This is a genomic window from Actinokineospora globicatena (genome assembly GCF_024171945.1).
In the GTDB taxonomy this organism is placed as follows: Bacteria; Actinomycetota; Actinomycetes; order Mycobacteriales; family Pseudonocardiaceae; genus Actinokineospora; species Actinokineospora globicatena.
The window spans coordinates 1,023,546-1,049,779 of record NZ_JAMTCR010000004.1; the positions used below are offsets into that span (position 1 = coordinate 1,023,546).

28 protein-coding genes are annotated in these 26,234 nt (G+C 72.4%); 13 read left to right on the forward strand and 15 right to left on the reverse strand.

Translation table 11 applies throughout. From position 1 onward, the window contains the following. Window positions 1-66 precede the first annotated feature (66 nt). Window positions 67-2,244 (forward strand): MMPL family transporter, encoded by a 2,178-nt coding sequence (locus LV79_RS23465; protein WP_253840323.1) that lies wholly within the window; start codon window positions 67-69, stop codon window positions 2,242-2,244. A 112-nt stretch (window positions 2,245-2,356) separates the two neighbouring features. Here LV79_RS23465 and LV79_RS23470 read toward each other — a convergent pair whose 3' ends face one another. Next, window positions 2,357-2,632, reverse strand: a complete 276-nt coding sequence (locus LV79_RS23470; RefSeq protein WP_253840324.1) for a GlsB/YeaQ/YmgE family stress response membrane protein — start codon at window positions 2,630-2,632, stop codon at window positions 2,357-2,359. Window positions 2,633-2,754: 122 nt separating this feature from the next. On the opposite strand from LV79_RS23470, the gene LV79_RS23475 reads away from it, so the two are divergent. Continuing rightward, window positions 2,755-3,396 carry a phosphoribosyltransferase gene (locus LV79_RS23475; protein WP_253840325.1) on the forward strand — a complete coding sequence of 214 codons (642 nt, stop codon included), beginning with the start codon at window positions 2,755-2,757 and terminating at the stop codon, window positions 3,394-3,396. Between the two features lie 105 nt (window positions 3,397-3,501). Here the strand turns inward: LV79_RS23475 and LV79_RS23480 are convergent, their stop codons facing one another. The 7 genes from LV79_RS23480 to LV79_RS23510 form a co-directional block, all read right to left on the reverse strand. Continuing rightward, complete coding sequence (locus tag LV79_RS23480) at window positions 3,502-3,858, reverse strand: STAS domain-containing protein (protein ID WP_253840326.1); 357 nt, start codon at window positions 3,856-3,858, stop codon at window positions 3,502-3,504. 142 nt (window positions 3,859-4,000) lie between these two features. Beyond that, entirely contained in the window at window positions 4,001-5,836 is a 1,836-nt protein-coding gene (locus LV79_RS23485) for a glycosyltransferase family 39 protein (protein WP_253840440.1), read from the reverse strand. A gap of 53 nt (window positions 5,837-5,889) precedes the next feature. Continuing rightward, the gene (locus LV79_RS23490) at window positions 5,890-7,164 is read right to left on the reverse strand and encodes a bifunctional glycosyltransferase family 2/GtrA family protein (protein WP_253840441.1); all 1,275 of its coding nucleotides are present in this window, start codon (window positions 7,162-7,164) and stop codon (window positions 5,890-5,892) included. A 130-nt stretch (window positions 7,165-7,294) separates the two neighbouring features. Beyond that, window positions 7,295-9,160, reverse strand: coding sequence for a glycosyltransferase family 39 protein (locus LV79_RS23495; RefSeq protein WP_253840327.1), 1,866 nt, complete (start codon window positions 9,158-9,160; stop codon window positions 7,295-7,297). An 83-nt stretch (window positions 9,161-9,243) separates the two neighbouring features. Further along, entirely contained in the window at window positions 9,244-9,702 is a 459-nt protein-coding gene (locus LV79_RS23500) for a hypothetical protein (RefSeq protein ID WP_253840328.1), read from the reverse strand. Between the two features lie 109 nt (window positions 9,703-9,811). After that, on the reverse strand, window positions 9,812-11,260 hold the full coding sequence (locus LV79_RS23505; RefSeq protein ID WP_372495413.1) for a sensor histidine kinase: 1,449 nt from the start codon (window positions 11,258-11,260) through the stop codon (window positions 9,812-9,814). A gap of 13 nt (window positions 11,261-11,273) precedes the next feature. Beyond that, complete coding sequence (locus LV79_RS23510) at window positions 11,274-12,020, reverse strand: response regulator transcription factor (protein ID WP_285469900.1); 747 nt, start codon at window positions 12,018-12,020, stop codon at window positions 11,274-11,276. A gap of 190 nt (window positions 12,021-12,210) precedes the next feature. Between LV79_RS23510 and LV79_RS23515 the strand changes: the two genes are divergently transcribed. Next, the gene (locus LV79_RS23515; RefSeq protein ID WP_253840330.1) at window positions 12,211-12,834 is read left to right on the forward strand and encodes a hypothetical protein; all 624 of its coding nucleotides are present in this window, start codon (window positions 12,211-12,213) and stop codon (window positions 12,832-12,834) included. A gap of 22 nt (window positions 12,835-12,856) precedes the next feature. Here LV79_RS23515 and LV79_RS23520 read toward each other — a convergent pair whose 3' ends face one another. Together LV79_RS23520 and LV79_RS23525 are read right to left on the reverse strand one after the other, a co-directional pair. After that, window positions 12,857-13,144 (reverse strand): hypothetical protein, encoded by a 288-nt coding sequence (locus tag LV79_RS23520; protein WP_092780111.1) that lies wholly within the window; start codon window positions 13,142-13,144, stop codon window positions 12,857-12,859. A gap of 166 nt (window positions 13,145-13,310) precedes the next feature. Further along, a complete protein-coding gene (locus tag LV79_RS23525; protein ID WP_253840331.1) occupies window positions 13,311-13,919 on the reverse strand; it encodes an alpha-ketoglutarate-dependent dioxygenase AlkB in 609 nt (202 codons plus the stop codon). Between the two features lie 168 nt (window positions 13,920-14,087). Here LV79_RS23525 and LV79_RS23530 point away from each other — a divergent pair, with 168 nt between their 5' ends. From LV79_RS23530 to LV79_RS23565, 8 genes are all read left to right on the forward strand, one after another. Beyond that, window positions 14,088-14,513: a hypothetical protein gene (locus LV79_RS23530; RefSeq protein WP_253840332.1), complete on the forward strand. Its 426-nt coding sequence runs from the start codon at window positions 14,088-14,090 to the stop codon at window positions 14,511-14,513. A 111-nt stretch (window positions 14,514-14,624) separates the two neighbouring features. After that, window positions 14,625-14,930: a hypothetical protein gene (locus LV79_RS23535; protein ID WP_253840333.1), complete on the forward strand. Its 306-nt coding sequence runs from the start codon at window positions 14,625-14,627 to the stop codon at window positions 14,928-14,930. Between the two features lie 65 nt (window positions 14,931-14,995). Further along, entirely contained in the window at window positions 14,996-15,439 is a 444-nt protein-coding gene (locus tag LV79_RS23540; RefSeq protein WP_372495416.1) for a hypothetical protein, read from the forward strand. A 215-nt stretch (window positions 15,440-15,654) separates the two neighbouring features. Continuing rightward, on the forward strand, window positions 15,655-15,960 hold the full coding sequence (locus LV79_RS23545) for a hypothetical protein (RefSeq protein ID WP_253840334.1): 306 nt from the start codon (window positions 15,655-15,657) through the stop codon (window positions 15,958-15,960). A gap of 55 nt (window positions 15,961-16,015) precedes the next feature. Beyond that, the gene (locus LV79_RS23550) at window positions 16,016-17,011 is read left to right on the forward strand and encodes a 1-aminocyclopropane-1-carboxylate deaminase (protein ID WP_253840335.1); all 996 of its coding nucleotides are present in this window, start codon (window positions 16,016-16,018) and stop codon (window positions 17,009-17,011) included. 117 nt (window positions 17,012-17,128) lie between these two features. Further along, window positions 17,129-18,316, forward strand: coding sequence for a PP2C family protein-serine/threonine phosphatase (locus LV79_RS23555; protein WP_253840336.1), 1,188 nt, complete (start codon window positions 17,129-17,131; stop codon window positions 18,314-18,316). After that, window positions 18,309-19,898, forward strand: a complete 1,590-nt coding sequence (locus LV79_RS23560) for a sensor histidine kinase (protein WP_253840337.1) — start codon at window positions 18,309-18,311, stop codon at window positions 19,896-19,898. Before LV79_RS23555 ends, LV79_RS23560 begins: the two co-directional genes overlap by 8 nt. Beyond that, the gene (locus tag LV79_RS23565; protein ID WP_253840338.1) at window positions 19,895-20,338 is read left to right on the forward strand and encodes a response regulator; all 444 of its coding nucleotides are present in this window, start codon (window positions 19,895-19,897) and stop codon (window positions 20,336-20,338) included. Before LV79_RS23560 ends, LV79_RS23565 begins: the two co-directional genes overlap by 4 nt. 164 nt (window positions 20,339-20,502) lie before the next feature. On the opposite strand, the gene LV79_RS23570 is transcribed toward LV79_RS23565, so the two are convergent. From LV79_RS23570 to LV79_RS23580, 3 genes are all read right to left on the reverse strand, one after another. Next, window positions 20,503-20,808: a hypothetical protein gene (locus LV79_RS23570; protein WP_253840339.1), complete on the reverse strand. Its 306-nt coding sequence runs from the start codon at window positions 20,806-20,808 to the stop codon at window positions 20,503-20,505. Window positions 20,809-20,891: 83 nt separating this feature from the next. Continuing rightward, window positions 20,892-21,491 (reverse strand): hypothetical protein, encoded by a 600-nt coding sequence (locus LV79_RS23575; protein ID WP_253840340.1) that lies wholly within the window; start codon window positions 21,489-21,491, stop codon window positions 20,892-20,894. 65 nt (window positions 21,492-21,556) lie between these two features. Beyond that, entirely contained in the window at window positions 21,557-22,990 is a 1,434-nt protein-coding gene (locus LV79_RS23580; protein WP_253840341.1) for an SDR family NAD(P)-dependent oxidoreductase, read from the reverse strand. Window positions 22,991-23,122: 132 nt separating this feature from the next. Between LV79_RS23580 and LV79_RS23585 the strand changes: the two genes are divergently transcribed. Continuing rightward, on the forward strand, window positions 23,123-23,896 hold the full coding sequence (locus LV79_RS23585) for an enoyl-CoA hydratase/isomerase family protein (RefSeq protein WP_253840342.1): 774 nt from the start codon (window positions 23,123-23,125) through the stop codon (window positions 23,894-23,896). 62 nt (window positions 23,897-23,958) lie between these two features. Here LV79_RS23585 and LV79_RS23590 read toward each other — a convergent pair whose 3' ends face one another. Continuing rightward, window positions 23,959-24,375, reverse strand: a complete 417-nt coding sequence (locus tag LV79_RS23590) for a DUF6319 family protein (RefSeq protein WP_253840343.1) — start codon at window positions 24,373-24,375, stop codon at window positions 23,959-23,961. A gap of 178 nt (window positions 24,376-24,553) precedes the next feature. Between LV79_RS23590 and LV79_RS23595 the strand changes: the two genes are divergently transcribed. Then, window positions 24,554-25,774, forward strand: coding sequence for a GAF domain-containing sensor histidine kinase (locus LV79_RS23595; RefSeq protein ID WP_253840344.1), 1,221 nt, complete (start codon window positions 24,554-24,556; stop codon window positions 25,772-25,774). A 57-nt stretch (window positions 25,775-25,831) separates the two neighbouring features. Here LV79_RS23595 and LV79_RS23600 read toward each other — a convergent pair whose 3' ends face one another. Beyond that, the gene (locus tag LV79_RS23600) at window positions 25,832-26,212 is read right to left on the reverse strand and encodes a response regulator (RefSeq protein WP_253840345.1); all 381 of its coding nucleotides are present in this window, start codon (window positions 26,210-26,212) and stop codon (window positions 25,832-25,834) included. Between the last annotated feature and the right edge of the window lie 22 nt (window positions 26,213-26,234).

Consider the following 26,234-nt stretch of genomic DNA (forward strand, 5'->3'; position numbering starts at 1 on the left):
TCCATTTCCGTCAGCGGGGGGAACCCAGACATGTCAGGCACAGCCGGGACGGCACAGGCAAGACCAATGGCGACCGTGCGGATCGCCCGGTGGAGCGCGGAACACCCCTGGCGGGCCATCACGGCCTGGCTGGTGTTCGTCGCGGTCTGCATCGGCGTCGGCAACATCGTCGGCACCAAGACCACCGACTTCGACGACAACGCCAAGGGCGAGCTCGCGGTCTACCAGAAGATGGTCGACGACGCGGGCTTCAACCGCCCCTCGTCCGAGAACGTCCTGATCACCGCCCGCTCCGGCGCGCTCGACCAGGCCGCCGCGACCAAGGTCGCCGACGAGGTGCGCGCCAAGATGTCGGGCCTCAAGGAGGTCGGCGACGTCAGCGAGGCGCTGCCCGCGCCGAACGGGACCGCGGTCCTGGTCAGCGTCGACATCGCGGGCGAGAGCAAGACCGCCGACGAGCGCCTGCAGCCGCTGCTGGACGCGACGGCGTCGGTGCAGGCCGCGCACCCCGACCTGCTCGTCGAGCAGGTCGGCGGCGAGTCGCTGAACAAGGCGCTGTCCACCGCGCTCGGCGACGACTTCACCAAGGCCGAGCTGATCAGCATCCCGGTCACCCTGGTGATCATGCTGATCGCGTTCGGCGCGGTCATCGCGGCGGGCATCCCGGTGCTGCTGGCGCTCTCGGCGGTCGCCGCCGCGATGGGCCTCTCCGCGCTCGCCTCGCAGCTGGTCCCGGCCTCGGACAACACCTCGAGCATGATCCTGCTGATCGGCATGGCCGTCGGCGTCGACTACTCGCTGTTCTACGTCCGCCGCGAACGCGAGGAGCGCGCCAAGGGCCGCACCCACCTCGACGCGGTGGAGATGGCCGCCGCCACCTCGGGGCACGCCATCGTGGTCTCCGGGTTCGCCGTCGTGGTCGCCATGGCGGGCATGTTCGTCGCCAACGACGCCATCTTCACCTCGATGGCCATCGGCTCCATCCTGGTCGTGCTCGCCGCGGTCATCGGCTCGATCACCGTGCTGCCCGCGATGCTGGCCAAGCTCGGCCGCTGGATCGACAAGCCCCGGGTGCCGTTCGTGTGGCGGCTCTCCGCCCGCGGTGGCGAGCCCCGCGTGTGGAAGGCGATCCTGCGCCCGTCGCTGCGCCGCCCGGCCATCACCCTGACCGTCGCCGGTCTCGCCCTGGTCGCGCTGGCCCTCCCGGCGCTGAGCATGAAGCTCAACTCGCCGTCGGACGCCGACCTGCCGCGCAGCATCCCGATCATGCAGTCCTACGACCGGATGACCGCCGCGTTCCCCAGCACCGGCGCCACCCACGCGGTCGGCGTGCGGGCCCCGGCGGACAACGTCGCGCAGACCGAGGCCGCGGTGACCGCGCTGACCGAGCGGATCAAGGCCGACGCCGGGTTCGCCCACGACCGCGACATCGAGGTCAACCGGTCGAGCGACGGCCGGGTGTTCCTGCTCAACGCGCCCATCTCGTCGTCGGCGGCCAGCCCCGAGGCGGACAATTCGCTCAACTGGCTGCGCACTGTCGCGCTGCCGCAGACCGTCGGCGCGGTGTCGGGCGCTGAGTTCGCGGTCAGCGGCCAGACGGCGGGGGAGAACGACTTCGTCGACTCGATGAACGAGTCGCTGCCCTGGGTCATCGCGATCGTGCTGCTGCTGACCTTCATCATCATGACCTGGACGTTCCGCGCCCCGATCATCGCGCTGTCGTCCATCGCGCTCAACATGCTCTCCGCCGGTGCCGCCTACGGCGTGCTGGTGCTGGTGTTCCAGAACACCTGGGCCGAGGGCCTGCTCGGCTTCACCTCCACCGGCGGCATCGTCGCCTGGCTGCCGCTGATGCTCTTCGTTGTCCTGTTCGGACTGTCCATGGACTACCACGTGTTCGTCGTCAGCCGCATCCGCGAGGCCAGGGAGTCCGGGTTGGACACCCGCGCGGCGATCGCCAAGGGCATCACGTCCTCGGCGGGCGTGGTCACCAGCGCCGCGGCGGTCATGGTCGGCGTGTTCTCCATCTTCGCCACCCTGAGCACCATCGACATGAAGCAGATGGGCGTCGGCCTGGCCACCGCCATCCTGCTCGACGCCACCCTCATCCGGGCCGTGGTGCTGCCCGCGATGATGGGCGTGCTCGGTGAGCGCAACTGGTGGGTGCCCCGGGTGCTGCGGCCCCGCCGGGTCCCCGCGCCGGTCGACGCCGAGCAGACCCGCCAGCTCGACCCGGTCGGCTGACCCGAGCGGACGTGAAAGGGCCCCGACCGGCTATCCCGGTCGGGGCCCTTTCCCCTGTTCCCTGCCCTGCTGTCCCAACCCTGCGAGGAGGTTCAGCTAGATCCGTGCGCGCTTACCGGTGGACGTGGCTACGCCCGTAGAACCCGGCCACCAGGGCCACACCGAGCGCGGCGAGGCCGACCTGGAAGATGATCTCGATCCAGTCCACGCCCGAGGTGGTGCCGACACCGACCGCGTTGGCCAGCGCGGTGCCCAGGAAGGCCGCGACGATACCGACCACGATGGTCAGCCAGATCGGGATCGACTGCTTGCCGGGGACCACCAGGCGTCCCAGGGCACCGATGATCAAACCGATGATCAGCGCGGTGAAGATGCCGGTGACGGTCATGTCCGCTCCTTGAACTCTCGGTGGGGTCTTGCCCATGAGATACCCGGCCTTCGGCGATCTCACGCGCTCCCCTGAACTTTTTTCGCCCGGCGACCACCCGGCACCGGGGGCACACTGGGGAAATGCACTACACCGACCGCGTCCACGCAGGCCAGGTCCTCGGCGCGCGGTTGCTGTACCTGCGCGATGACGACCCCGTCATCCTCGGCCTGCCCCGCGGCGGCGTTCCCGTCGCCGCCGTGGTGGCCGAGTTGCTCGCCGCCGAACTCGACGTCGTCCTCGTGGGCAAGGTCGGCGCGCCCGGCGCCGCCGAACTCGCCGTGGGCGCGGTGGGGGAGGGCAGGCACGGGACCGAGTGGGTCGAGGTCCGCGCCGACCCGGTGCTCGCCCTGCTGGAACTGTCCTGGTCGGACGTCGCCGACACCGTCGCCAGGGTGAAGGCCGACCTGACCGACCGGTCCCACCGGCTGCGCGGCGGCGTGCGACCGCACTCCTTGGACGGGCGCACCGTTGTGGTGGTCGACGACGGCGTCGCCACCGGGTCGACCGTGGAGGCCGCTGTCCGGGTCGTGCGCGGACTCGGTGCGCAGCGGGTCGTGCTGGCCGTGCCGGTCGCCCCAGCCAACGTGGTCGACCGGCTCACCGAGATCGCCGACGACGTCATCTGCCCGCTCGCGCCGGACGACCTGACCGCCGTCGGCCAGTGGTACCAGGACTTCACCCAGGTCGGCGACGCCGAGGTCCGCGAACTCCTCGCCCGCTGACCCCACCGGTCACCGTCAGTCGACTGTGACCCCGTGCGCTGTCAGCGGTCAGTCGACTGTGACCCCGGCCTCGGCCACTGAGTTTGTCGGCGGTGCTTCCTGCGGTCAGTCGACCGTGACTCCGGCCTCGGCCACAGCGGGACCGAGTAGTTCCAGGATCCGCCGCATGGACGCCGGGGGGTTGCGCAGCACCAGCCTGCTCCGCCCGGGCAGCGTGCCCGCCGCGCGCAGCAGGGTGATCACACCGGACACGTCGATGAAGTCCAGCTCGGCGAGGTCCAAGTGGACATCGCCGGTGGCCTGCGTGCACAGCGCCACCAGCAACTGCTCGAAGTCGGGGCGGGTGCTCAGGTCGGCGTGCCCGGTCAACCGGCCCTGACGGGGCACCACCCCGTCCGGGGTGGCCCGGTCGGCGAGGCGCTCGGCGCGGGGTGGGGGCGGGTGCTCAGCGATCGCCGCCACCACCTTGCCGGTGCGACCAGGACGGCAGGGAGGCCCTCGCGTTGTCGAGCACGGCGAGCCTCCCAGCGGCGTCGGAACCGAGTGGACGGCAGCCTACGCGGCACCGACGCCGCTGTCCCAGGTCCAAAGACCCCAGCCGGGCTCAGCCCGCGCGGACCGCCAGGTCGTACACCGTCTGGCCGCCGATCGTGACCTGGGCGAAGTTCTCCTGAACCCAGCTCGCGATCTCGCTGCCGCCGCCGAAGCCGCCGCCCCGGCCGCCCTCGACGTAGTAGCGGACCTGTCCGGACTCGACGTACGCCTGGAACTCCGCGAGCGTGGGTGCCGGGTCGCCGCCGTTGAACCCGCCGATCGCCATGACCGGGCGGCCGCTGGCCAGCTGCAGCGACGCCGCGCCCTGCGACCCGGTGCTCGCCGCCGCCCACCGGCCGGTCGTCTCCTGCAACGCGGTCACCAGCTCCTGGCTGACCGAGCCGCTCTCGCCGCCCATGCCGCCGCCCATCCCAGAGCCCTGCGAGACCGGACCGGACAGCGGGATCGAGCCACTGTGCGCGGTCGCGGCGGTGGCCACGGTGTACACCGAGGTCGCGCCAAGGCAGGCGATCAACGCCAGCACCGCGACCGGCACCGCCGCCGCGCGCACCAGGTGGACACCCGTCGCGATCGCCGCCGCGGCCAGCACACCGGCGACCGCGATGACCCAGCGCAGCCACGGCAGCCAGGTGCCGTCCCAACCCAACATCACGAACGCCCAGCCCGCCGTCAGCGCGACCATCGACGCCAGCACGATCCGCGCGGGCAGGTGACCGCGGCCGCGCCACAGCTCCACGGCCGAGATCGTGACGACACCGGCGATGCCGGGCGCGAGCGCGATCGCGTAGTACGGGTGGACGGTGCCCTGCATGTAGCTGAACACCAGCGCAGTCACCACGGTCCAGCCGCCCCACAGCAGCAACCCGGCCCGGGTGCGGTCGGTGCGCGGCGCGCGGCGGGTGAACCACAGCCCGGCGACCAACCCGACCAGCGCGGCGGGCAGCAGCCAGGACACCTCGGGGCCGAACGCGGCGCCGAACATCCGGAACAGGCCGGTCTCGCCGCCGAACCCGGTGTTCCCGCCGCCGCCGCCCCCGCCCCCGCCGCCGTTGCCGTCGCCACCGAAGATCCGGCCGAGGCCGTTGTAGCCGAGGGCGAGGTCGAGCACGGAGTTGTCGGTCGACCCACCGATGTACGGGCGCGACGCGGCGGGCCACAGGTCCGCGACCACCACGTACCACCCGGCGGCGACGACCACCGCGACCCCGGCAGCCAGCACGTGCAACGCCCGGCGCACCGGGCTGGTCGGCGCGACCACGAGGTACACCAACGCGAACGCGGGCAGCACCAGGAACGCCTGCAGCATCTTGGTGAGGAACCCGAAGCCGATCGCGGTGCCGGCCAGCACCAACCAGGTCGGGCTCGCCTTCTCCGCCGCGCGCACCGTGCAGTAGGCGGCCGCGACCAGCAGCAGCACCAGCAGCGCGTCGGGGTTGTTGAACTTGAACATCAGCGCCGCCACCGGGGTCGCGGCCAGCGCCGCCCCCGCCAGCAGGCCCGCGCCCGGCCCCGACCAGCGGCGCACGGCGCGGTAGAGCAGCCACACCGACGCGATCCCGGCCAGCGCCTGCGGCAGCAGCATGCTGAACGACGAGAAGCCCAGCACCCGCCCGGACAGCGCCATCAGCCACAGTGCGGCGGGCGGCTTGTCGACGGTGATCGCGTTGCCCGCGTCCAGGGAGCCGAAGAACAGCGCCTTCCAGTCCTGGGTGCCCGCTTGCGCGGCGGCGGCGTAGAACTGGTTGGCCATCCCGGAGGCGCTCAGGTCCCACAGGTACAGCACCGCGGTGGTGACCAGCAGCGCGATCGCGGCGGGCACCTCCCAGCGCGGCCGCCGGGCGGCGGTGGTCGTGGCGCGGACGGGGTCGGTGGCGGTGCCCGGCACGGCCGGGGCGGTCTCGGCGGACTCGGTCGTCGCGGTCTTGGTCGTCACGGTGCTCACAGCGCGCTCTCCAGGACGGGTTCGGTGGGACGGCGGAAGACCCAGCCGCGCAGCAGCAGGAACCGCAGGACGGTGGCCAGCAGGTTGGCCGAGACGAGCACGGCGACCTCGGTGAGCCCGCTCGGCGCGGTGAGCCCGTGCAGCAGCGCGAGCGCCCCGCTGGTGAGGCCGAGGCCGAGGGCGAACACGAGCAGGCCTTGGAACTGGTGCCGAGCGGCGCCCGCGGACCCGCGCACGCCGAAGGTCAGCCGCCGGTTGGCCGTGGTGTTGCCGACGGCGGTCACCAGCAGCGCCACCAGGTTCGCCGCCTGCGGGCCGACCTGGCCGCGCAGCAGCACGTAGAGCACCAGGTACGCCAGCGTGCTGACGACCCCGACGGCGGCGAACCGCACCACCTGCCGCAACAGTCCACGTGGGACACCCGGTGGGTCGCTGGTGATGGCGCCGCGTCCCAGTTGCGCGCGCAGCTCGGCGATCGGCAGGCCGCCGGTCGCCAAGCCGCGCCCGAGGCGGGCGATGCCGCGCAGGTCGGCCAGCGCGGTGCGCACGATGTCGACCCGGCTGTCCGGGTCGTCCACCCAGTCCACCGGCACCTCGTGGATGCGCGACCCGGCCCGCTGCGCCAGCACCAGCAGCTCGGTGTCGAAGAACCAGCCGGTGTCGGCCACGTGCGGCAGCAGCGCCCTGGCCACGTCCGCGCGGATCGCCTTGAACCCGCACTGCGCGTCGGAGAAGCGCACCGCCAGGGTGCCGCGCAGCAGCAGGTTGTAGGCCCGCGAGATCAGCTCCCGCTTGGGGCCGCGCACCACCCGCGCGCCGCGCGCCAGCCTGCTGCCGATCGCCACGTCGGAGTGCCCGGAGATCAGCGGCGCCACCAGCGGCGAGAGCGCGTTGAGGTCGGTGGACAGGTCGACGTCCATGTAGGCGAGGACCTCGGCGTCCGACCCCAGCCAGGTGGTGTGCAGCGCCCGGCCCCGGCCCTTCTGCTCCAGCCGCACCGCGCGCACCCCGGGCAGCGACCCGGCGAGCGACTCGGCCACCGCCCAGGTGCCGTCGGTGCTGGCGTTGTCGGCGACGGTGATCCGGAACCGGTAAGGGAAGTGCGCGTGCAGGTGCGCGTGCAGCCTGCGCACGCACGGCTCCAGGTCGCGCTCCTCGTTGTGCACCGGCACCACGACGTCGAGCACCGGCGCCGGGCCGGAGGTGTGCACCGGGCCGCGGGCCACCTGCTGGGGGAGGGCCCGCTCGACCTCGGGGTCGGCGGCTGCCATCTCGGTGGGGGTCATGCCGTTGACGATCGGGCGCCGCGCTGGGTGGTCGGTGTGCGGTGGCTGTGCGCGCCCTGTGTGAATGCTCGCTGGGTGAACGACAGCTGTGCAAACGACAGCGGTGGTGCTCATCTCAGCGGCTCACGTCGTAGAGGGTGACGCCGCCGACGGTCGTGGGTTCGTAGTTCTGTGCGACCCAGTCGGCGATCTCGTGCGCGTCGTCGCTGCCGGAGGAGCCGCGCATGAACGAGCTGTCGATGAACCAGTGCACCTCGCCGTCGGCCACCATCCGCTGGAACCCCGCCAGCGTGGGCGCGGGGTCGGTGCCGTTGAACCCGCCCAGCGCCAGCACCGGGACACCCGACCCGAGCTGGTACCCGGCCGCGTTGTTGGACCCGATCACCGCCGCCGCCCAGGTGTACTGGTCCGCGCCCGCCGCCAGGGCCGCCGAGAGCTCCGCGCTCGGGGTCGGCGCGCCGAGCAGCCCGCCCATACCACCGCCCACACCGCCGCCACCTGTGCCGCCGCCCATGCCGCGACCGGGCCCGCCCGAGCTGGCGGGCCCCACGGACGGCAACGCGCCCGAGTGCGCCTGCGCGGCGGTCGCCACCGAGTACATCCCCGGCGCCACAAGGCAGATCACCAGCGCGAACACCGCGACCGCGCGCCCGGCCACCTTCGGCAGCACCGGCACGAACACCACCAGCGCCGCCGCGGCCAACCCGCCGACCAGCACCAGCGGCGCGAGCCACGGCAGCCAGTCGCTGTCGTGCGACAGCAGCAACCACGCCTCCAGCGCTGTCACCGCGATACCCGCCGACAGGAACCCGACCGCCGCCGGATCGGCCCGGTTGCGCCACGCGGTGACCGCGCCGATACCGAAGAGCGCGGCGACCGAGGGCGCCAACGCGACCGCGTAGTACGGGTGGATGATGCCGTCCATCAGGCTGAACACGACCCCGGTCACCACCAGCCACAGGCCCCACAGCAGCGCCGCGGCCCGGGTGCGGTCGGTCCGGTCCGCGCGGCGGGTCAACCACACCACCGCGACCAGCGCCAGCAGCGCGGCGGGCAGCAACCACGCGATCTCGCTGCCCATCTCGCTGCCGAACAGCCGCGCCCACCCCGAGCTGCCCCAGCCCGCGCCACCGCCGACGCTGCCCACCTCGTCACCGGTGAGCCTGCCGAGACCGTTGTAGCCCAATGCGAGTTCCAGCACGCTGTCGGACTGCGAGCCACCGATGTAGGGCCTGCTGCCCGACGGGATCAGCTCGACCACCGCGACCCACCAGCCGCCCGCGACCACCACCGCGCCCACAGCGGCGGCCAGGTGCGCGATCCGCTTGCCGAGGGAGGTCGGCGCCACGATCAGATACACCAGGCCGAACGCGGGGAGCACCAGGAACGCCTGCAACATCTTCGTGAGGAAGCCAAAACCCACGAATGCGCCCGCGAGCACCAACCACCGAACACTGGCGCGTTCTGTCGCGCGAACCGTGGCATAAGCGGCGGCGGTGAGCAGCAAGACCAGAACCGCGTCCGGGTTGTTGAACCGGAACATGAGCGCTGCCACCGGGGTCAGCGCCAACGCGGAACCGGCGACGAGACCCGCGTGGTGACCGGACCACCGCCGCACGGCCAGGTACAGCAACCAGACCGAGCCCACACCGGCCAGCGCCTGGGGGACCAGCACGCTCCACGAGCTGAGCCCGAACACCCGCACGGACACGCCCATCACCCAGACCGCGAACGGGGTCTTGTCGACGGTGATGCCGCCCGCGCTGTCGGTGGCGGCGAAGAACCAGGCCGACCAGCTCTGCCCACCCGCCTGCGCGGCGGCCGAGTAGTAGGCGTTGGCCCACCCGGAGGCGCCGAGGTCCCAGAGGTAGAGCGCGGCGGTACCGAGGAGCAGGACGGCGACGGAGAGCCTGCGCGGCAGCGGGGTGCGCGCGGTGCCCGGGGTGGGGGCGGCCACCGGCCGGTCAGCGACGAGTGTCATGCGTCCACGGTCGAGCAGCGTGCTTGGCCGAGGATGTGCGCCGCCTGTGCGGGGGCTGTGCGCCCGCCGGGACGGCTACCCGTTCAGTTGCAGTGCCGCCCGAACGCGTCGGAGGCGGTCTTCACCGTGACGCAGCGGGGGCTGGTGCCGCGCCGGAACAACACCGAGACGAGCCCGGGGGAGGGCTGCGTGGAGAACGGGCGCATCGACGCGGTGGGCAGCCCGAGGCAGTCGTCGTTCGGGAACAGCAACGCGGTGCGGTTGGTCTCGTTGTCCATGTGCCGCACGGTGAAACCGAGCCGGTAGCACCAGTCGTCGTCCGGGTTCACGATGCCGAGGCCGCCGTCGAACTCGTAGTAGACGAAGATGCCGGTCGCGTTGGTCGTCTGGGGCGCCACCGGGGTCTGGGGTGCCGCCGGGGTTTGGGGCGCGGCACTCGTGCTGGGCGCCGTGGCCGTGCCGGGTGCCGTGTTCGCGTGGGGTGTGGCCGTCGCCTGGGTCACCGCGGTCCCGAACGCGATACCGGTGACCACAAGCGACACACCCAGTCTGTGAAAACCTTTCACCGCAAGTCCTTCCGCCGAGAACACATCGCCGGAATTGTTGCGGGGCTTGCCATGTGATCGCCGGAAAGACACCCGATCGTGGTGATCAGCCGATGCCCGCCGCGATCGACTCGCTCGCCGCCGGGACCTTGACGGTGAACGCGGTCCGACCTGGGGAACTGCTCACCGCGACGGACCCGTGGTGCGCCGCGACCACGGCCGAGACGATGGCCAGCCCGAGCCCGGTGCTGCCCTGGGCGCGCGAGCGCGACTCGTCGCCGCGGGCGAAGCGCTCGAACACCTCCGGCAGCAGTTCCGCCGGGATGCCGGGGCCGTCGTCGACCACCGAGAGCACCGCCTCCGGCCCGTCCACCCGCAGCGCCACCGTGATCGTCGTGCCTGCCGGGGTGTGCGTGCGCCCGTTGGCCAGCAGGTTCGCCAGCACCTGGTGCAGCCGCGCCTGGTCGCCAACGGCCAGCACCGGTTCGGCGGGCAGTTCCAGCCGCCACGCGTGGTCCGGACCAGCGACCTTCGCGTCGCCGACGGTGTCGAGCACGAGCCGGGACAGGTCGACGGTCTCATAGAGCAACGGACGTCCGGAGTCCAGCCGGGCCAACAGGAGCAGGTCCTCCACCAGCGTGGTCATCCGGCGCGCCTCGGACTCCACCCGGGAGATCGCGTGCGCCACGTCCGGCGGCACCTCGTCGCCGCGCCTGCGCGCCAGTTCGGCGTACCCGCGGATCGCCGCCAGCGGCGTGCGCAGCTCGTGGCTGGCGTCGGCGACGAACTGGCGCACCCGGGTCTCGCTGGCGTGCCTGGCCGAGAGCGCCGCGCCGATGTGGCCGAGCATCCGGTTGAGCGCCGAGCCCACCTGCCCGACCTCGGTGCGCGGATCGGTGTCCGCCTTGGGCACCCGCACCGACAGCGCCACCTCGCCGCGGTCAAGCGGCAACTCGGCCACCCGGCGCGCGGTCGCCGCCATCCGGTCCAGCGGCCGCAACGTGCGCCGCACGATCAACACCCCCGCCACCCCCGCGATGGTCAGGCCGATCAGCGACACACCGCCGAGCACCAGGCCCGCCGTCCACAGCGTCGCCTCCAGCGTCGCCAGCGGCCGCCCGGTCACCACGACGGCCCCGGTCTGCGTGGACACCGCCATCAGCCGGTACTGCCCCAGGTCGCCGAGATCGCGGTCGCGCGCGCCGCCGTCGACGGGCAGGGCGGCCAGCGTGGCGTGGAGCGAGGTGGGGATGTCCTCCGGTTCCTCCGCGGTGGTCTGCCGCTGCGCCGAGATGACCTGCCCGCCGCGCAGCGCCGCGTTGATCGTGCCGAGGTCCTGCCCCGGTGCCCCGCTCGGCGGGCGGTTCGGGTCGAACCCCGGCCGCGGCGGGCGGGACAGGAAGTCCGCGGCCCGCTGGCTCGCGCCCGCCAGCTGGGTGTCGAGCTGGTCGACCAGGTAGGCGCGCAACCCGAACACGGTCACCACACCGGCCACCAGCAGCACCAGGCTCAGCAGCACCAACTGCTCGGCGATCAGCCGAGCGCGCAGGGACATCGCCCCGCGCGGCTCATCCGGCTGGCTTGAGGACATAACCCGCGCCCCGCATCGTGTGGATCATCGGCTCGCGCCCGGCGTCGATCTTCTTGCGCAGGTAGGAGATGTAGAGCTCGACGATGTTGGCCTGGCCGCCGAAGTCGTAGTTCCACACCCGGTCCAGGATCTGGGTCTTGCTCAGCACCCGGCGCGGGTTGCGCATCAGGAACCGCAGCAGCTCGAACTCCGTCGCCGTCAACGTCACCGACTCGCCCGCGCGGAACACCTCGCGGGTGTCCTCGTCGAGCGTGAGGTCGCCGACTACGAGAGCCGAACCGCCACCGGACTCGGTGACCCCGGTGCGGCGCAACAACGCGCGCAACCGCAGCACGACCTCCTCGACGCTGAACGGCTTGGTGACGTAGTCGTCGCCGCCCGCGGTGAGGCCCGCGATCCGGTCCTCCACCGAGTCCTTCGCGGTCAGGAACAGCACCGGCATCCCGTCCACCTCGGCGCGCAGCCTGCGCAGCACCTCGATGCCGTCGAAGTCGGGCAGCATCACGTCGAGCACCACGGCGTCCGGCTTGAACTCCCGCGCCACCCGCACCGCGCTCGACCCGTCCAGCGCGCTGCGCACGTCCCAGCCCTCGTAGCGCAGCGCGAGCGTCACCAGCTCGGCCAGCGTCGGCTCGTCGTCGACGACGAGCACGCGCACCGGCTGGCCGTCGGGCCTGCGCAACTCCGGCCGCGAAGAGGTGTTCGAGGAGGTGTTCACGGTCATGCCCCCGATCTTGTCGAGCGCGGTTGGGCGGTACCTGTGCCGATCCTGTGTACCACCTGTGTCTGATTCCCTCCTGTCGGTCCCCGGCGGTCATAGCGGACGCCCACCCGGGGCACAGCGTGCGCACAGGGTCGATCGCGATCGTTGGTGCTACCGAGGCCACCGGGCCGCGGACGACCCAGGAGGAACCATGACGGAGCAGACCCCCCAACCGGAGCAGCAGCCTGCCGCCTGGGGCGCGCCGGTTCCGGAGCGCGCCCAGCAGCAGCGGTGGTCGTGGAAGAAGTCCGCCGTCGCCGGGGTGGTCGCCCTGGGCATCGCCGCGGGTGGCGGGTTCGCCGTGTACGCCGCCAGCGACGCCACCGCCGACAACGCGGGCGGGCGCTCGGGTGGCCCCGGCGGGATGGGCGGACCCGGTGGCGGCCGCGGCGGCATGGGTGGCGCGGGCGGGGTTGCCGGTGCCCTGCACGGCGAGTTCACCGTGTCCGAGGGCGACGGCAAGTACGGCACCCGGCTCTTGCAGACCGGGGAGGTCACCGAGATCAGCGACACCTCGGTCACCGCCAAGAGCACCGACGGCTACACCAAGACCTACACGATCGACTCCGCGACCGTCCGCCAGTCCGTCGAGCAGGGCGACACGGTCACCATCATCGCCACCGAGTCCGGCGACACCGCCACGGTGACCACGATCTCCGAGCGCGGCGCCGGTGGCCCCGGCATGGGCCAGGGCGGCATGGGTGGCCAGCAGCAGGGCGTCCCGCCGCGCCGCGAGGACGGCACCGCCCCGGAGGGCGCGCCCCCGACCGAGTGACCTCTGGTGGTGGGCCCGGCGGTCACTTGTCGACCGGGTCCACCACCTTCGACGCGGCGGTGATGATCGACCACAGTGGACTGCGCGTCCGCTCGTAGTACACCCGCCGGTTGGCTGGCTCGCGGTGCTCGGTCAACATCCCCAGGTCCACCAACCTGGTCAGCTCCACCCCGCACGCGCTCTGCGCGATCACCGTCTTCGGCGGCTCCGACTGGAAGAACCGCGGCCCGGCGTGCTGGTGGATCCACAGCGCCACCCGCAACCTGCTCGGCCGCCCGAACAGCAACCGCCCCACATCCCCGGCATCCACCCTTGGCGCTCCCCGTTGCCGTAGCCAGTATCAGGATTCAAGATACTCCCGCCCGACGGTCGGTGTCGAGGCCATCGCGCGGAGTGACCCGCGCTGGAGGGGCGTGCGCGTGCGCCCCGGGGACCGATCCGGCCATGCCCGTTGGTCGAGCCCGGTCGCAGCGGGGCTACAGGACGTCGCGGGGGCGGAACTGGATGCTGACCCGGGGGCCGGTGGGGCGGGTGGACTTGGGGACGGCGTGGTCCCAGGTGCGTTGGCAGGAGCCGCCCATCACCAGGAGGTCGCCGTGGGCGAGGGGGAAGCGCAGGGCGGGGCCGCCGGTTCTGGGGCGCAGGGCCAGGACCCGGGTGGCGCCGAGGGAGGCGATGGCGACGCAGGTGTCCTCTGTGGACCCGCGGCCGACGCGGTCGCCGTGCCAGGCGACGCTGTCGCGGCCGTCGCGGTAGAGGCACAGGCCCGCCGTGGTGAACACGATCCGGTAATGCCTGGATAGCGCTTCCTTTGCCGCGTCCAGCATCGGATCCGGTGGTGCCATTCCCTCCCGGTAGAACGCCAGCAGTCGCGGTACGTCGACGATCGCGTCGTACATCCGGCGTCGTTCCGCCTGCCACGGGACGTCTTGCACCAACGTGGTGAACAGCGTGTCTGCTTCGCGTAACCACCCGGGCAGGACGTCGACCCACGCCCCGCCTGCCAACTCGGTGCGGTGCGCCTGGGCGAGATTTCCCAGGCCAGGGCCGGAATCCAGCAGCGAGGCCTGGAACGGAACGGACATGCGGGGCAGTGTGGTCGAACACGCGTTCGACCGACTGGGTTTGCGCCGGTCTGGCAGACTGGCCCCTGGTGACGTCGCGCCTCACACCGGGACGAGGTTTCGCACCGCCGCGATCGGGGTAGTCGTTGTCGCCCATCCGCGTTCACCGGGAGAGATCGAGGTACCCCCATGGCCACACCCATCACCGCACCCCGCGCCGGGGCGACGCCGCTACCCCACCCCGCCGCGGCCCAGGCGTCGCCGCGCCTGTCCGCCACCGCGCTTCCCGTGCGGGAGCGCACTGTCCGCCAAGCGCGGACGCCCGTGCGCCCGGGATCGCGTCTGCGCGAGGCGGTCCAGCGCGTGCAGGCCGATCCCGCGAACCCCGGCGCCGTCGCCGATCTGATGGCCGGTCTGGCGTGGACGGCGGCCGCGGGGGAGACCTGCTTGCTCACCCGTCCGGTGGCTGACGTCCGCCACGCCATCGCCGCCATCGCCGCCGCCGACACCGCGTCCGCGCGCGCCGCGCTCGACCACGCCGTGGCCGGTTTGCTCGACGCCCCCGCGTTGCCGCTGCCCCGCCCGGCGACGGCTTTCGAGCGCCGTTCGATCTAACGTCCTTAACCCGGACGAGTGGACCCTGCCGCTCCGAGTTCAGCCCCCGCCACCTGAGCGGGCAATCTCAGCTGACTGGCTCAACGAAGCGCCGGACCCCTGGGAGAACTCATGACACGGCAACTGGACGCGCTGCCCTTCCCCGGTACCCCATCCCCCGGTCTCGACCTCCGCCGCGCGGTCGACACCGCCCTCGCCGCACTGATCACCCCGCCGAGTACGGCGGCGGCCCGAGTCATCGCCGACGACCTGCTCGGCGCGCTCGCCAGGACCGCCGCCACCGGCGACACCTGCCTGGTGCTCTCCGCCGCCGAAGCGGTCGGCCTCGCCCGCGGGCACCTGATGGCCGACCGCGAGATCGACGCCCGCGCCGCCCTGGTGCGCGCCCGCGGCCTGCTCGACCGCCGGGCACCGTGACCGATCCGGGCACCTCAGCGCTCGTTGCCCGCATGTCCCCACTCACGACCGGGTACTGAAACGCCGTGACAGCGAACTCCCCCGAGGACGGTCCCGACACCGCCCACCGCCGCCCCCACGGCGTGGACGACCTGACCGTCGAGGCCGTCGGCAAGCTCAGCGAGGCGTTGGAGACCGTCGAACGCGCCCGCGGGCACCTGTACTCGTTCCACCAGCTCACCGGCTCGGCCGACTTCGACCTCGGCTCCGCCGCCGACCTGTTCGACAAGGCCGGGCACGCCGGGATCGCCCAGCGGCTGCGCACCGAGCTCGTCGGGCGCAACGTGCTGCCGGGGCGGTGGACCTTCCAGATCGTCGAGGAGTACGACGAGGACTACTACGCGCGGGTGCGCGCCGCGGAGCAGGCGGCGCGCGACGAGCTGCTCCAGGGCAGGCGGCACGTGTACGAGTCCGAGATGAAGGAAGCCCGCCGCACCAGGGGCGCCGAGGGCCACGAGGCCCGCCCGTGAGCCCGGCCATCCGGGTCGGCGGGGGAACTGGCGTCACCGGACGCGGTACGGAATCCTGGTGACCATGCGGACTCACGCGCGGAACACCATGACGGTGCACGGTCAACCTCGCCTCCCGGTGCGGACCGGGGAGTGCCCGGAGTGCCTCGGCTCCGGGCTCGCCCCCAACCGCAAGGACTTCTGCCCGCGGTGCGGGGGGATCGGCCAGGTGCCTCGTGCCGCCTGATCCCCCGGACCGCACGGGCGCGCCGTGCCCGCACCACTGCGGACCCGACGGCGTCATCCGCTGGCACCAGCCCCGACCGGACGGTCGCGGTGGGACCGAGTTGGCGCAGATGGAACTGCCGTGCCCGGCCGGGCACGCGGGCACCTGGCGGCACCCGGCCGCCGAACGCGACCTGGTCGTCGAGTCGCCCATCCCGACCCGGCTGCCCGGCGCCACCGACGCGGCCAACCAGCTGCCGCCGGGCCTGGCCGCGCTGCTCACCGACATCCACCGCCGCGCGGGCACCACCGAGTGACCGGTACACCCGAAATAACCCCAGCCATAACCCCCATCAGGGGTATGGTCGGCGCATGGCGCTGGCAGACCACCCCCGCATCCCGCTCACCTTCGGCCCGTCCCCGCTGCACCCGCTGACCCGGCTCACCGAGCACCTCGGCGGCGCGCGCGTCTGGGCCAAGCGCGAGGACTGCAACTCCGGCCTCGCCTTCGGCGGCAACAAGGTCCGCAAGCTCGAGTACCTCGCCGCGGACGCGATCGCGACCGGGTGCGACACCCTCGTGTCCATCGGCGGCGTCCAGTCCAACCACACCAGGTCCGTCGCCGCCGTCGCCGCGCGGCTCGGGCTCAAGTGCGTGCTGGTGCAGGAGTCCTGGGTGGACTGGCCGGACTCGGTCTACGACAAGGTCGGCAACGTCCAGTTGAGCCGCCTGCTCGGCGCCACCTCCCGGTTCGTCACCGCGGGCTTCGGCATCGGGATCAAGGAGAGCTACCAGCAGGTCCTCACCGAGATCGACCTCGCGGGCGGCAAGCCGTACCCGATCCCGGCAGGCGCCTCCGACCACCCGCTCGGCGGCCTCGGCTTCGCCCGCTGGGCGGCGGAGCTGGTCGAGCAGGAGCGCGCGGCGGACATCCGGTTCGACACCATCGTCGTCGCCTCGGCCACCGGCAGCACCCAGGCGGGCATGCTGGCCGGGTTCGCCGCGCTCGGTGAGCGGCGCCGCGTCATCGGCGTGGACACCAGCGCCAAACCCGCCGAGACCCGCGCCGCCGTGCAGCGCATCGCCCACCGCACCGCCGCGCTGCTCGAGACCGAGCTGACCGACGAGGTCATCCTGGACGAGCGCTACCACGCCGGTGCCTACGGCGTGCCGGACGAGGAGACCCTCTCGGCGATGCGGCTGGCCGCGCGCACCGAGGCGTTGATCACCGACCCGGTGTACGAGGGCAAGTCGATGGCCGCGCTGATCGACCTGGTCAGCACCGGCGAGATCCCGAGCACCGACACCGTGCTCTACACCCACCTGGGTGGCCAGCCCGCGATCAACGGTTACAGCGCGGTGATCTAGGCCTGGTCCAGGGGGTCGCGAGTTTCACGTTTAGGGCGCGCCCCCCGGTCACGGGATCGGTCCACGGCTACCATCTGGCGACTGAAGAGACGCCCAGAGTGCCTGGAGCCGGTGTGTATGGATGCTGTTGTGGCGTCGCGGGACGTGGTTCGCGTCCTGTTGGTGGAGGACGACGCCGGTGACGCGCTGCTGGTGGAGGAGTTGCTCGCCGACGTCGACGCCCCCATCCGGCTGACCAGGGCCCAGTCGCTGGCTGAGGCGCAGCCGCTGCTGGCCGGTCAGGACTGCGTGCTGCTCGACCTCGGCCTCCCCGACGCCAGCGGCCTGCAGGGGCTGCGCAAGCTGGAGCAGGCGGGTGGCGGCGTCGCCGTCGTCGTGCTCACCGGCCTGGCCGACGAGCAGCAGGGCGTGGCCGCCGTCGCGGCGGGCGCCCAGGACTACCTGGTCAAGGGCCAGGTCGACGGCGACCTGCTGACCAGAGTCATCCGGTATGCGGTGGAACGCGTGCGCAGCGAGGAGATCCAGCGCCAGCTGCGCGAGGAACGCCTCTACGCCAAGGAGAAGGCCCGGCTCGAACGCGGCCTGCTGCCCACCCCGGTGCTCACCGACCCGCTGATCGACCGCGACGTCACCTACCAGCCCGGCAGCCAGCGGATGCTGCTCGGCGGCGACTTCTACGACCTGGTGGAGACCGAGGACGGCACCGTGCACGCGGTGATCGGCGACGTCTGCGGCCACGGCCCGGACGAGGCGGCGCTCGGCGTCCACCTCCGCGTCGCCTGGCGCGCGCTGGTGCTGGCGCAGCGCCCCGTCGACGAGGTCCTCACCACCATGCAGCGGATCCTGCTGCACGAGCGCCACCTCGACGGCCTGTTCGCCACCGTCTGCATGCTCTCGGTCGCCCCGGACCGCCGCACCGCCCGGTTGCGCCTGGCGGGCCACCCGCCGCCGGTGCTGGTCTCCGACGGGCAGGTGGGCCTGCTGCACGCGCCCGTCGGCGTCCCGCTCGGTGTGCGCGCCAAGGCGAGCTGGCCGTCGGCGACGGTGGAGCTGGGCGAGCACTGGTCGGTGCTGCTCTACACCGACGGGCTGATCGAGGGCCACATGGACGACACGACCTCCGAGCGGCTCGGCTCCACCCGGCTCGCCGAGCTGGTCGGCGGGCTCGCGGCGGCCGGGCCGGGCTGGCGGCGGACCGTGCTCGACGACCTCATCCGCGAGGCGTGCAGGCTCAACGACGGCGACCTCGTCGACGACGTGGCCGCGGTGCTGCTGAGCCGGATCGCGGGCGGCCCCGATGCCTGAGCTCGTCCCGCGCCTGGTCGGCGGGTCCCGCTGGCCGCTGCGCCGCTGGCTCTCGGTCGCGATCGGCGTGCTGGTGCTGGTGTTCGTCGGCGCGGTGGTCGCCGGGTCGCTGGCCATCGTCGGCCTGACCGAGGCGCGCACCACCATCGTCGACCGGGTCGACCCCGCGGTGCAGCACGCGCTGCGGCTCGACACCTCGCTCGTCGACCAGGAGACCGGGCTGCGCGGCTATGCGCTGACGGCCAAGGCGGAGTTCCTGGAGCCCTACGACTCCGGGATCGAGCGGCAGCACGCCGCGATCGAGAACCTGCGCCGCACCATCGTGGTCCGCGCCGACCTGCTCGACCGGATCACCGCCATCGAGACCGATGTCGAGCGCTGGCGGGTCGACTACGCCGAGCCCACCATCGACCGCATCCGGGACTCCGGGGTCAGCGGCGACGAGCAGTCCGAGGAGGGCAAGCGGCGCTTCGACGCGGTGCGCGCGGCCGTCGGCGGGCTGCAGCGCGAACTCGACTTGGCGCGCGAGGCGGGCCGAGCGGACCTGGCCGACGCCGCGAACACCCTGGTCATCGTGTGCGCGGGCATCGCCGGTGTGCTGCTGCTGGTGTTCCTGCTGGTCGCGATCGTGCTGCGCGGCGCGGTCGCCGGGCCGATCGCCCAGCTGACCGGCGGCGTGCGCCGGGTGGCCGACGGCGACTTCCAGCACGAACTGCGGGTCAACGGGCCCCGCGAGGTCACCGAGCTGGCGGGCGACGTCGACTCCATGCGGCGGCGGATCCTGGCGGAGGTGTCGGTGCAGCGCGAGGTCAACGCCGCGCTCGACGCCCGCACCGAGGACCTCAAGCGGTCCAACGCCGAGCTGGAGCAATTCGCCTACGTCGCCTCGCACGACCTGCAGGAACCGCTGCGCAAGGTCGCCAGCTTCTGCCAGCTGCTCGAGCGCCGGTACAAGGGGCAGCTCGACGAGCGCGCCGACCAGTACATCGGCTTCGCCGTGGACGGCGCCAAGCGGATGCAGGTGCTGATCAACGACCTGCTCGCGTTCAGCCGGGTCGGTCGGCACGCCCGCGACCGGGTGCCGGTCGCCGCCGGTGACCTGGTGGCCCAGGCGGAGGTCAACCTCGCCGAGGCGGTCGCCGACGCCGACGCCGTGGTGGAGGTCGGCGAGCTGCCGACCGTGCTGGGGGAGGCGCCGCTGCTGACCGCGGTGTTCCAGAACCTCATCGGCAACGCCATCAAGTTCCGCGGCACCGACCCGCCGCTGGTCCGGATCTCCGCCGAGCGCGACGGCGAGCACTGGCTGTTCACCGTCACCGACAACGGCATCGGCATCGAACCGGAGTTCGCCGAGCGGGTCTTCGTGATCTTCCAGCGCCTGCACGGCAAGGACGCCTACCCGGGCACCGGCATCGGCCTGGCCATGTGCCGCAAGATCGTCGAGTACCACGGCGGCCGGATCTGGCTCGACCCGCCCGAGGGCGGCGGCACCCGGTTCCGCTTCACCCTGCCCGTCGCCGACGACCCCGCCGGTGCGGCGAGTACCCTCGGCGAGACCCCCACGGAGAAGGCGCAACCATGACCGACCCCACCGCCATCAAGGTCATCGACGTCCTGCTGGTCGAGGACGACGACGGCGACGTGTTGATGACGCGGGAAGCGTTCGAGCACTACAAGATCCGCAACCAGCTGCACGTGGTGCGCGACGGCGAGCAGGCGGTGAGCTTCCTGCGCCGCGAGGGCCAGTACGCCGACGCCCCCCGCCCGGACCTGATCCTGCTCGACCTCAACCTCCCCCGCTTCGACGGCAGGCAGGTCCTCGCCGAGATCAAGGCCGACGCCGAACTCCGCATGATCCCGGTCGTCGTCCTGACCACCTCGGAGGCCGAGGAGGACATCCTGCGCAGCTACCAGCTCCACGCCAACGCCTACGTCACCAAACCGGTCGACTTCGACCGCTTCATCGAGATCATCCGCAAGATCGATGAGTTCTTCGTGACCGTGGTGAAACTGCCCCGCTAGGCCCTGTTGTCGCAGGTCACGGCACCTGTCGAGCCGCCCGTGCGGCTTCCGACGAGACCCTGCGAGGGTCGTTTAGGCGTGCTCGAGGCAGGTCGCGTTTCCAGGGCTGTTCCAGCGTGCTGTGGCGATCCGCCCTGTTTCGCCTCTGGCTCTGGGCCCCGGCGTCAGTTGAGTTGGCGGGGGCGCGGGGCGGCGGTGGTGGTGGGGCTGCTGCCGAAGAGGCGGCGGGTGCCGAGCCTGCGCGGGCCGCGGCGGCGGCGCTGGGTCGGGATGGTGATGTCCTGGGCGTCGGGCTTGCGGGTCGACGAGGTCAGGCTGGCGGCGAAGCAGGCGATGGCGACGCCGCCGAGGAGCATGGCGATGACCGTCCAAGTGGTGGAGCCGCCGGAGTGGTAGGAGACCGCGCCGCAGGCGGCGGCCCCCGCGGTGGCGAGGAACGCTTCGAGGAAGTACTTGCGCACGGTGACCACGGGCCTCTCGGTAGGACGTACCCGGGAGGTACCCGTTCCGGCGCGGTTCACCCGTGCGGCTTTGGTTCCACTGTGGACGCTGCTCATGTGTTGTTGGTCGCGCTGACGGTCAGCGACTGCGACACCGTCTTCGCGCCCTTGGGCCACACGGTGTACGTGTGCGTGGTCTTGCCGGGCGTGGTGTCGCACGGGAACGACAGCTCCAGCTGGCCCGAGGCGGCGTAGTCGCTGCCGTAGGACCCGTACATCCCGGGGCTGTCCACCGAGATCGCCGCGCCGTCCGCGCCGGTCACCTTCCAGGCGATCACCACGGGGGCGCCGGGGGAGGAGTACGGGGCGCCGGGCTTGGCCAGCACCGGGCAGGCGGGCTTGCTGACCACGGTGAAGCTGACGACCTTCGCGCCGGTGGTGATCGGCTTGGCCGCGGTGGTCGTCGTGGTCGTGGGCTTGTGCGTGGTGGTCGGCTTGGCGGACGTGGTCGGCTTGCGCGTGCCCGTCGCCGCCGAGCTCTCCTCGGTGGACCCCGAGTCGGTGCCCGCGTCGGTCGACCCGCTCGACTTCTCCGCCGCGGACGTCGTCGCCACGGTCGGCTTCTGGTCCGCCGCCTGCACCGAGGTGCACCCCACCGCGCCCGCCGCCAGCACCACGCCGACCGCTAAACCACCCAGTGCCCGCTTGCTCATCGTCCCCACCCCTTCGCCGTCTTCTTGTCCACAAAGACGTGTTGGCGCGCAAGAGGTTGCGGCGGCTACCAGGCCGAAGGCGCGTAGTCCTTGAGGAAGCAGCCGAAGACGTCCTCGCCCGCCTCGCCGCGCACGATCGGGTCGTACACCCGCGCGGCGCCGTCGACGAGGTCGAGCGGGGCGTGGAAACCCTCGTCGGCCAGCCGCAGCTTGGTCGGGTGCGGCCGCTCGTCGGTGATCCACCCGGTGTCCACCGCGGTCATCAGGATGCCGTCGGTGAGCATCTCCTCGGCGCTGGTGCGGGTCAGCATGTTCAGCGCGGCCTTGGCCATGTTGGTGTGCGGGTGCCCCGGCCCCTTGTAGGCCCGGCTGAACTGGCCCTCCATCGCCGAGACGTTGACCACGTACTTGCGCCTGGCCCGCGCCGCCGCCATCGCCGGGCGCAGCCTGCTCACCAGGATGAACGGCGCGGTCTGGTTGCACAGCTGGACCTCGAGCAGCTCCAGCGGGTCGACCTCGTGCACCCGCTGGGTCCAGCTGTTGACGTCGTGCAGGTCCGGCACCAGCCCACCCGCGTCGATGGCGGTGTTCGCCGCGACCCGCTCGGGGCTCGCCGACCCCGCGGTGAGCGCGAGCGCCGTCAACGGGTGCACGTCGTGTGGTGTGTGCTCGCCCGCGATCAACGCCGCCGGGTGGGCCGCGCTGGACTCACCCAGCGTCAGCACCTCGGGCAGCGGACCGTGCGGCAGCGGATCGTGCTCCGCGGCGGCCAGCGGTGCGTACGACCCGGGGGAGCGGCGCACGGTTTGCGCCGCGTTGTTGATGAGGATGTCCAGCGGCCCGCGCGCCGCAACGCTGTCCGCCAACTCGACAACTTGCGCCGGGTCCCGCAGATCGATGCCGACGATCCGCAACCGGTGCAACCAGTCCGCCGAATCGGGCATCGCCGCGAAGCGGCGCACCGCGTCCCTGGGGAACCGGGTGGTGATCGTGGTGTGCGCCCCGTCGCGCAACAACCGCAGCGCGATGTACATGCCGATCTTGGCGCGGCCGCCGGTGAGCAACGCTGTGCGGCCGGTCAGGTCGGTGCGCGCGTCGCGCTTGCCCCGGTTCAACGCCGCGCACTCCGGGCACAGCTGGTGGTAGAAGGCGTCGACCTGGTGGTAGCGGCGCTTGCAGGTGTAGCAGGCCCGCGCGCGCTGCAACACGCCCGCGATCGCCCCCGGCGCGCTCGACACCAGCGGGATGCCCTGGGTCTCGTCGTCGATCCGGTTCGGCGCCCCGGTCGCGGTGGCCGCCGTCACCGCGTCGTCCGCCGCCGTCACCGCCGCGCGCTTGGCCTGCTTGCGCTGCTTGCGGACCTCCTTGAAGATCCGCGCCGTCGCCCGCCGCACCGCGACCGCGTCCGGGTGCTCCGGCGGCAACCCGTCGACCTCCGCCAACACGGCGAGGCACTCCCGCAACCGCTGCGGGTCGATCCCCACCTCGTCGTCAACCATGACCCATCCCCACTCGAGTGAAGACCCCACTGTAGAAGCGCGTCGCCGCCCCCTGGGCCGCAGGGCGTCCGGCGGGGTGGGGCGGTGCGTGATAGCCATTAGGGCGGAACCGACCGAGTGAGGGAGTTCGCTGTGGGTGTGGTCGTGGAGCGGGTCGGCGGGGTCGCCGTGCTGACGGTGGACAACCCGCCGCTGAACCTCTACACCGTGGAGCTGCACGAGAGCTTCGCGGTGGCGCTCGACGACGTGCAGGCCCGGCCACCGCGGGCGGTGCTGATCAAGGCGGGCGGCGACATCGTCAGCGGCGGGGTCGACGTGGCGCTGTTCGCGGCGCAGCGGTCGGCGGCCGAGGCCAAGGCGCTGTTCGACGTGATGATCGAGCTGCCGGAGCGGATCGCCGCGCTCGACTGCCCGACCGTGTTCGCCGCGCACGGCCTCTGCCTCACCTGGGCGTTCGAGATCGCGCTGGCCTGCGACCTGCTGCTGGCGGTGCGGGAGTCGCGGTTCGGGCTGGTGGAGAACGTCATCGGCCTCACCCCGACCATGGGCGGCACCCAGCGCCTCGCCGCCCGCGCCGGGGTCGCCCGCGCCAAGGAGATGGTGCTGACCGGCGACAAGTACGACGCCGACACCCTGTACTCCTGGAACGTCGTCAACGAGGTCTTCCCCGAGGCCGGGTTCGCCGACGCCGCCCTGTCCTACACCACCCTGCTCGCCGACGGCCCCACCCGCGCGCACGCCGCCACCAAGGCCATCCTCCGGCACTTCGAGGCCGGGGGCGTCCCCCAGGCCACCGCCCACACCACGGCCACCGCCGCCGCCCTCTACGACACCGCCGACCTGCGGGAAGGCGTTCGCTCCTTCCTCGCCGACGGCCCCGGGCGAGCCACCTTCACCGGCAACTGACCCCGGGAACGCGAAGGGCCGTCCACCCGGGTGGGTGGACGGCCCGTGTGCCGCTGTGCGGGTCAGCCCTCTTGCAGGTCGGCCAGGGCCGCCTTGACCTTGGACAGCTCCGCCTCGAGCTCCTCCATCCGCGCGCGGTGCTGCTCGCGCGCGGTGTCGAGGACGGACTCGATGGTCTTCGAGATGTCCTCGTGCAGCTCGGCCGCGGCCCGGGACACGGCGGCCGCGGGGACCTGCAGCCCCTGCAGCACCCGCTTGCCGCCCTGGCTGAGCTCGGCCTGCCACTCGCCATCGGCGGTGCCGGTGACGGTGAGGGTGAGCTCGACGGTGCGGGTCTTCTTCGCCGTGCTCTGGGCGCGCGGCACCCTCGGCTTCTTGGTGGGCGCCTCCGCGACGACAGGCTGCTCGGGCGCGGCGGCGGGCACCGACGACTCGGTCGCCACGGTCTCCGCCTGCTCGGTCTCGGTCTCGGTGGACAAGATCCACTCCCTCTCACGACGCGTGGTGAATCCGGTGAATTAGAACACTCGTTCGCCTGCGCGGGATCGCCGGGTCGGGTACTCGCGGGCGTCACCCGATCGGGCGCATCTCCGGTTGGGAGGTGAAGTGCCTGGTCAGCGCCTCGATACTCGGAGGAGGGGAACAGGGAGGGTGCGCGTGTCCGGTGCGGGATGGGACTCCGAGATCCAGCGGTTGGCCGCGGTGAAGGCGCTGCGGCTGCTCGACACCCCGCGCGAGGAGCGGTTCGACCGGATCACCCGGCTCGTGCAGCGGGTGCTCGACGTGCCGATCGCGCTGGTCAGCCTGGTCGACGTGGACCGGCAGTGGTTCAAGTCGTGCGTGGGCCTCGACGCCGAGCAGACCCACCGCAGCGTCTCGTTCTGCTCGCACGCCATCGCCGAGCCGACCATGATGGAGATCCCGGACGCCACCCTCGACCCGCGCTTCGCCGACAACCCGCACGTCGTCGGCGAACCGCACATCCGGTTCTACGCCGGTCAGCCGATCGCGGCGCCGTCCGGTCACCTGGTCGGCACGCTGTGCGCGGTCGACATGGTCCCCCGCGTGCTCGACGACGCCGACCGCGAGTGCCTGCGCGACCTCGCGGCGTGGGTGGAACTGGAGTGCGCGGTCGTGCAGGCCACCCAGTGGGAGGCCGACACCGTGCGCGCCAGGACCGACTTCGTCTCGGTGGTCAGCCACGAGCTGCGCACCCCGCTGACCTCCATCAGCGGCTCGCTGGAACTGGCCCTCTCCGGCGACTTCGGCGACCTCGACCCGCGGGTGCGCAACCTCGTCGCCATCGCCTCCCGCAACGCCGACCGCCTGGTCCGGATGTCCGCCGACGTGCTCGACCTGCACCACATGCGCAAGGGCGACCTGCGGCTGACCTTCGACCGGGTGTCACTCGCCGAGGTGGTCGACCACGCCGTGCACTCGGTGGCGCACGCCAGCCGCACCGGCCAGGTCCTGGTCGTCGTCACCTGCGCCGACACCCTGCACGTCCGCGGCGACGCCGACCGGCTGGTGCAGGTCCTGACCAACCTCCTGGCCAACGCGGTCCGGGTGTCGGAACCGGGCACCAAGGTCGAGGTCGCCGCCGAGCGGACCGGCAACTGGACCACCATCACCGTCCGCGACCACGGCCCCGGCGTGCCCGCCGACCGGCTCAACGCGATCTTCGAACCGTTCGTCCAGTTCGACGTCCCCCGGCAGCGCAAGGCGGGCAGCGCAGGTCTCGGCCTGGCGATCACCCGGGGAATCGTGGAGGCCCACGGCGGCACGATCCGCGCCATGCCCGCGTCCGGTGGGGGGAGTGTGTTCGAGGTGCTGGTACCCGCGGACGGGCCACAGGACGAGGGCCGACCTTGGTGGTAGCCGGGCTCGCGCTCCGGAGAGGCTGGGGTCCGGTAGGAGATCGGACGCGCGCCGGGGTTACCAGCCGAGGATGAGGGCTACCTCGGCGCCGATGCGGCGGGGGTCGAAGGGCTTGGAGAGGACGGCGGCGGCGCCGAGGGCGCAGAGGCGTTGGTTGAGGTCGGGTTCGGCGGCGCCGGTGACGAAGACGACGGGGACGGCGCAGGTGTCGGGGTCGGCGCGCAGGGCGGCGAGGACGCCGGGGCCGTCGAGGATGGGCATGTCGACGTCGAGCAGAACCGCGTCCGGGGCGTGCTCGCGGCAGCGGTGCACGGCCTCCGTGCCCGAGGTCACGGCCTGCACGTCCCACCCCTGGTAGGTCGTCAGGCACATCTCCATCAGGTCGACGAGGTCCTGGTCGTCATCGACGACGAGGACCCGCATTGCTCGTTCGGACACGCCCATCCCCACAGTGTGCGGC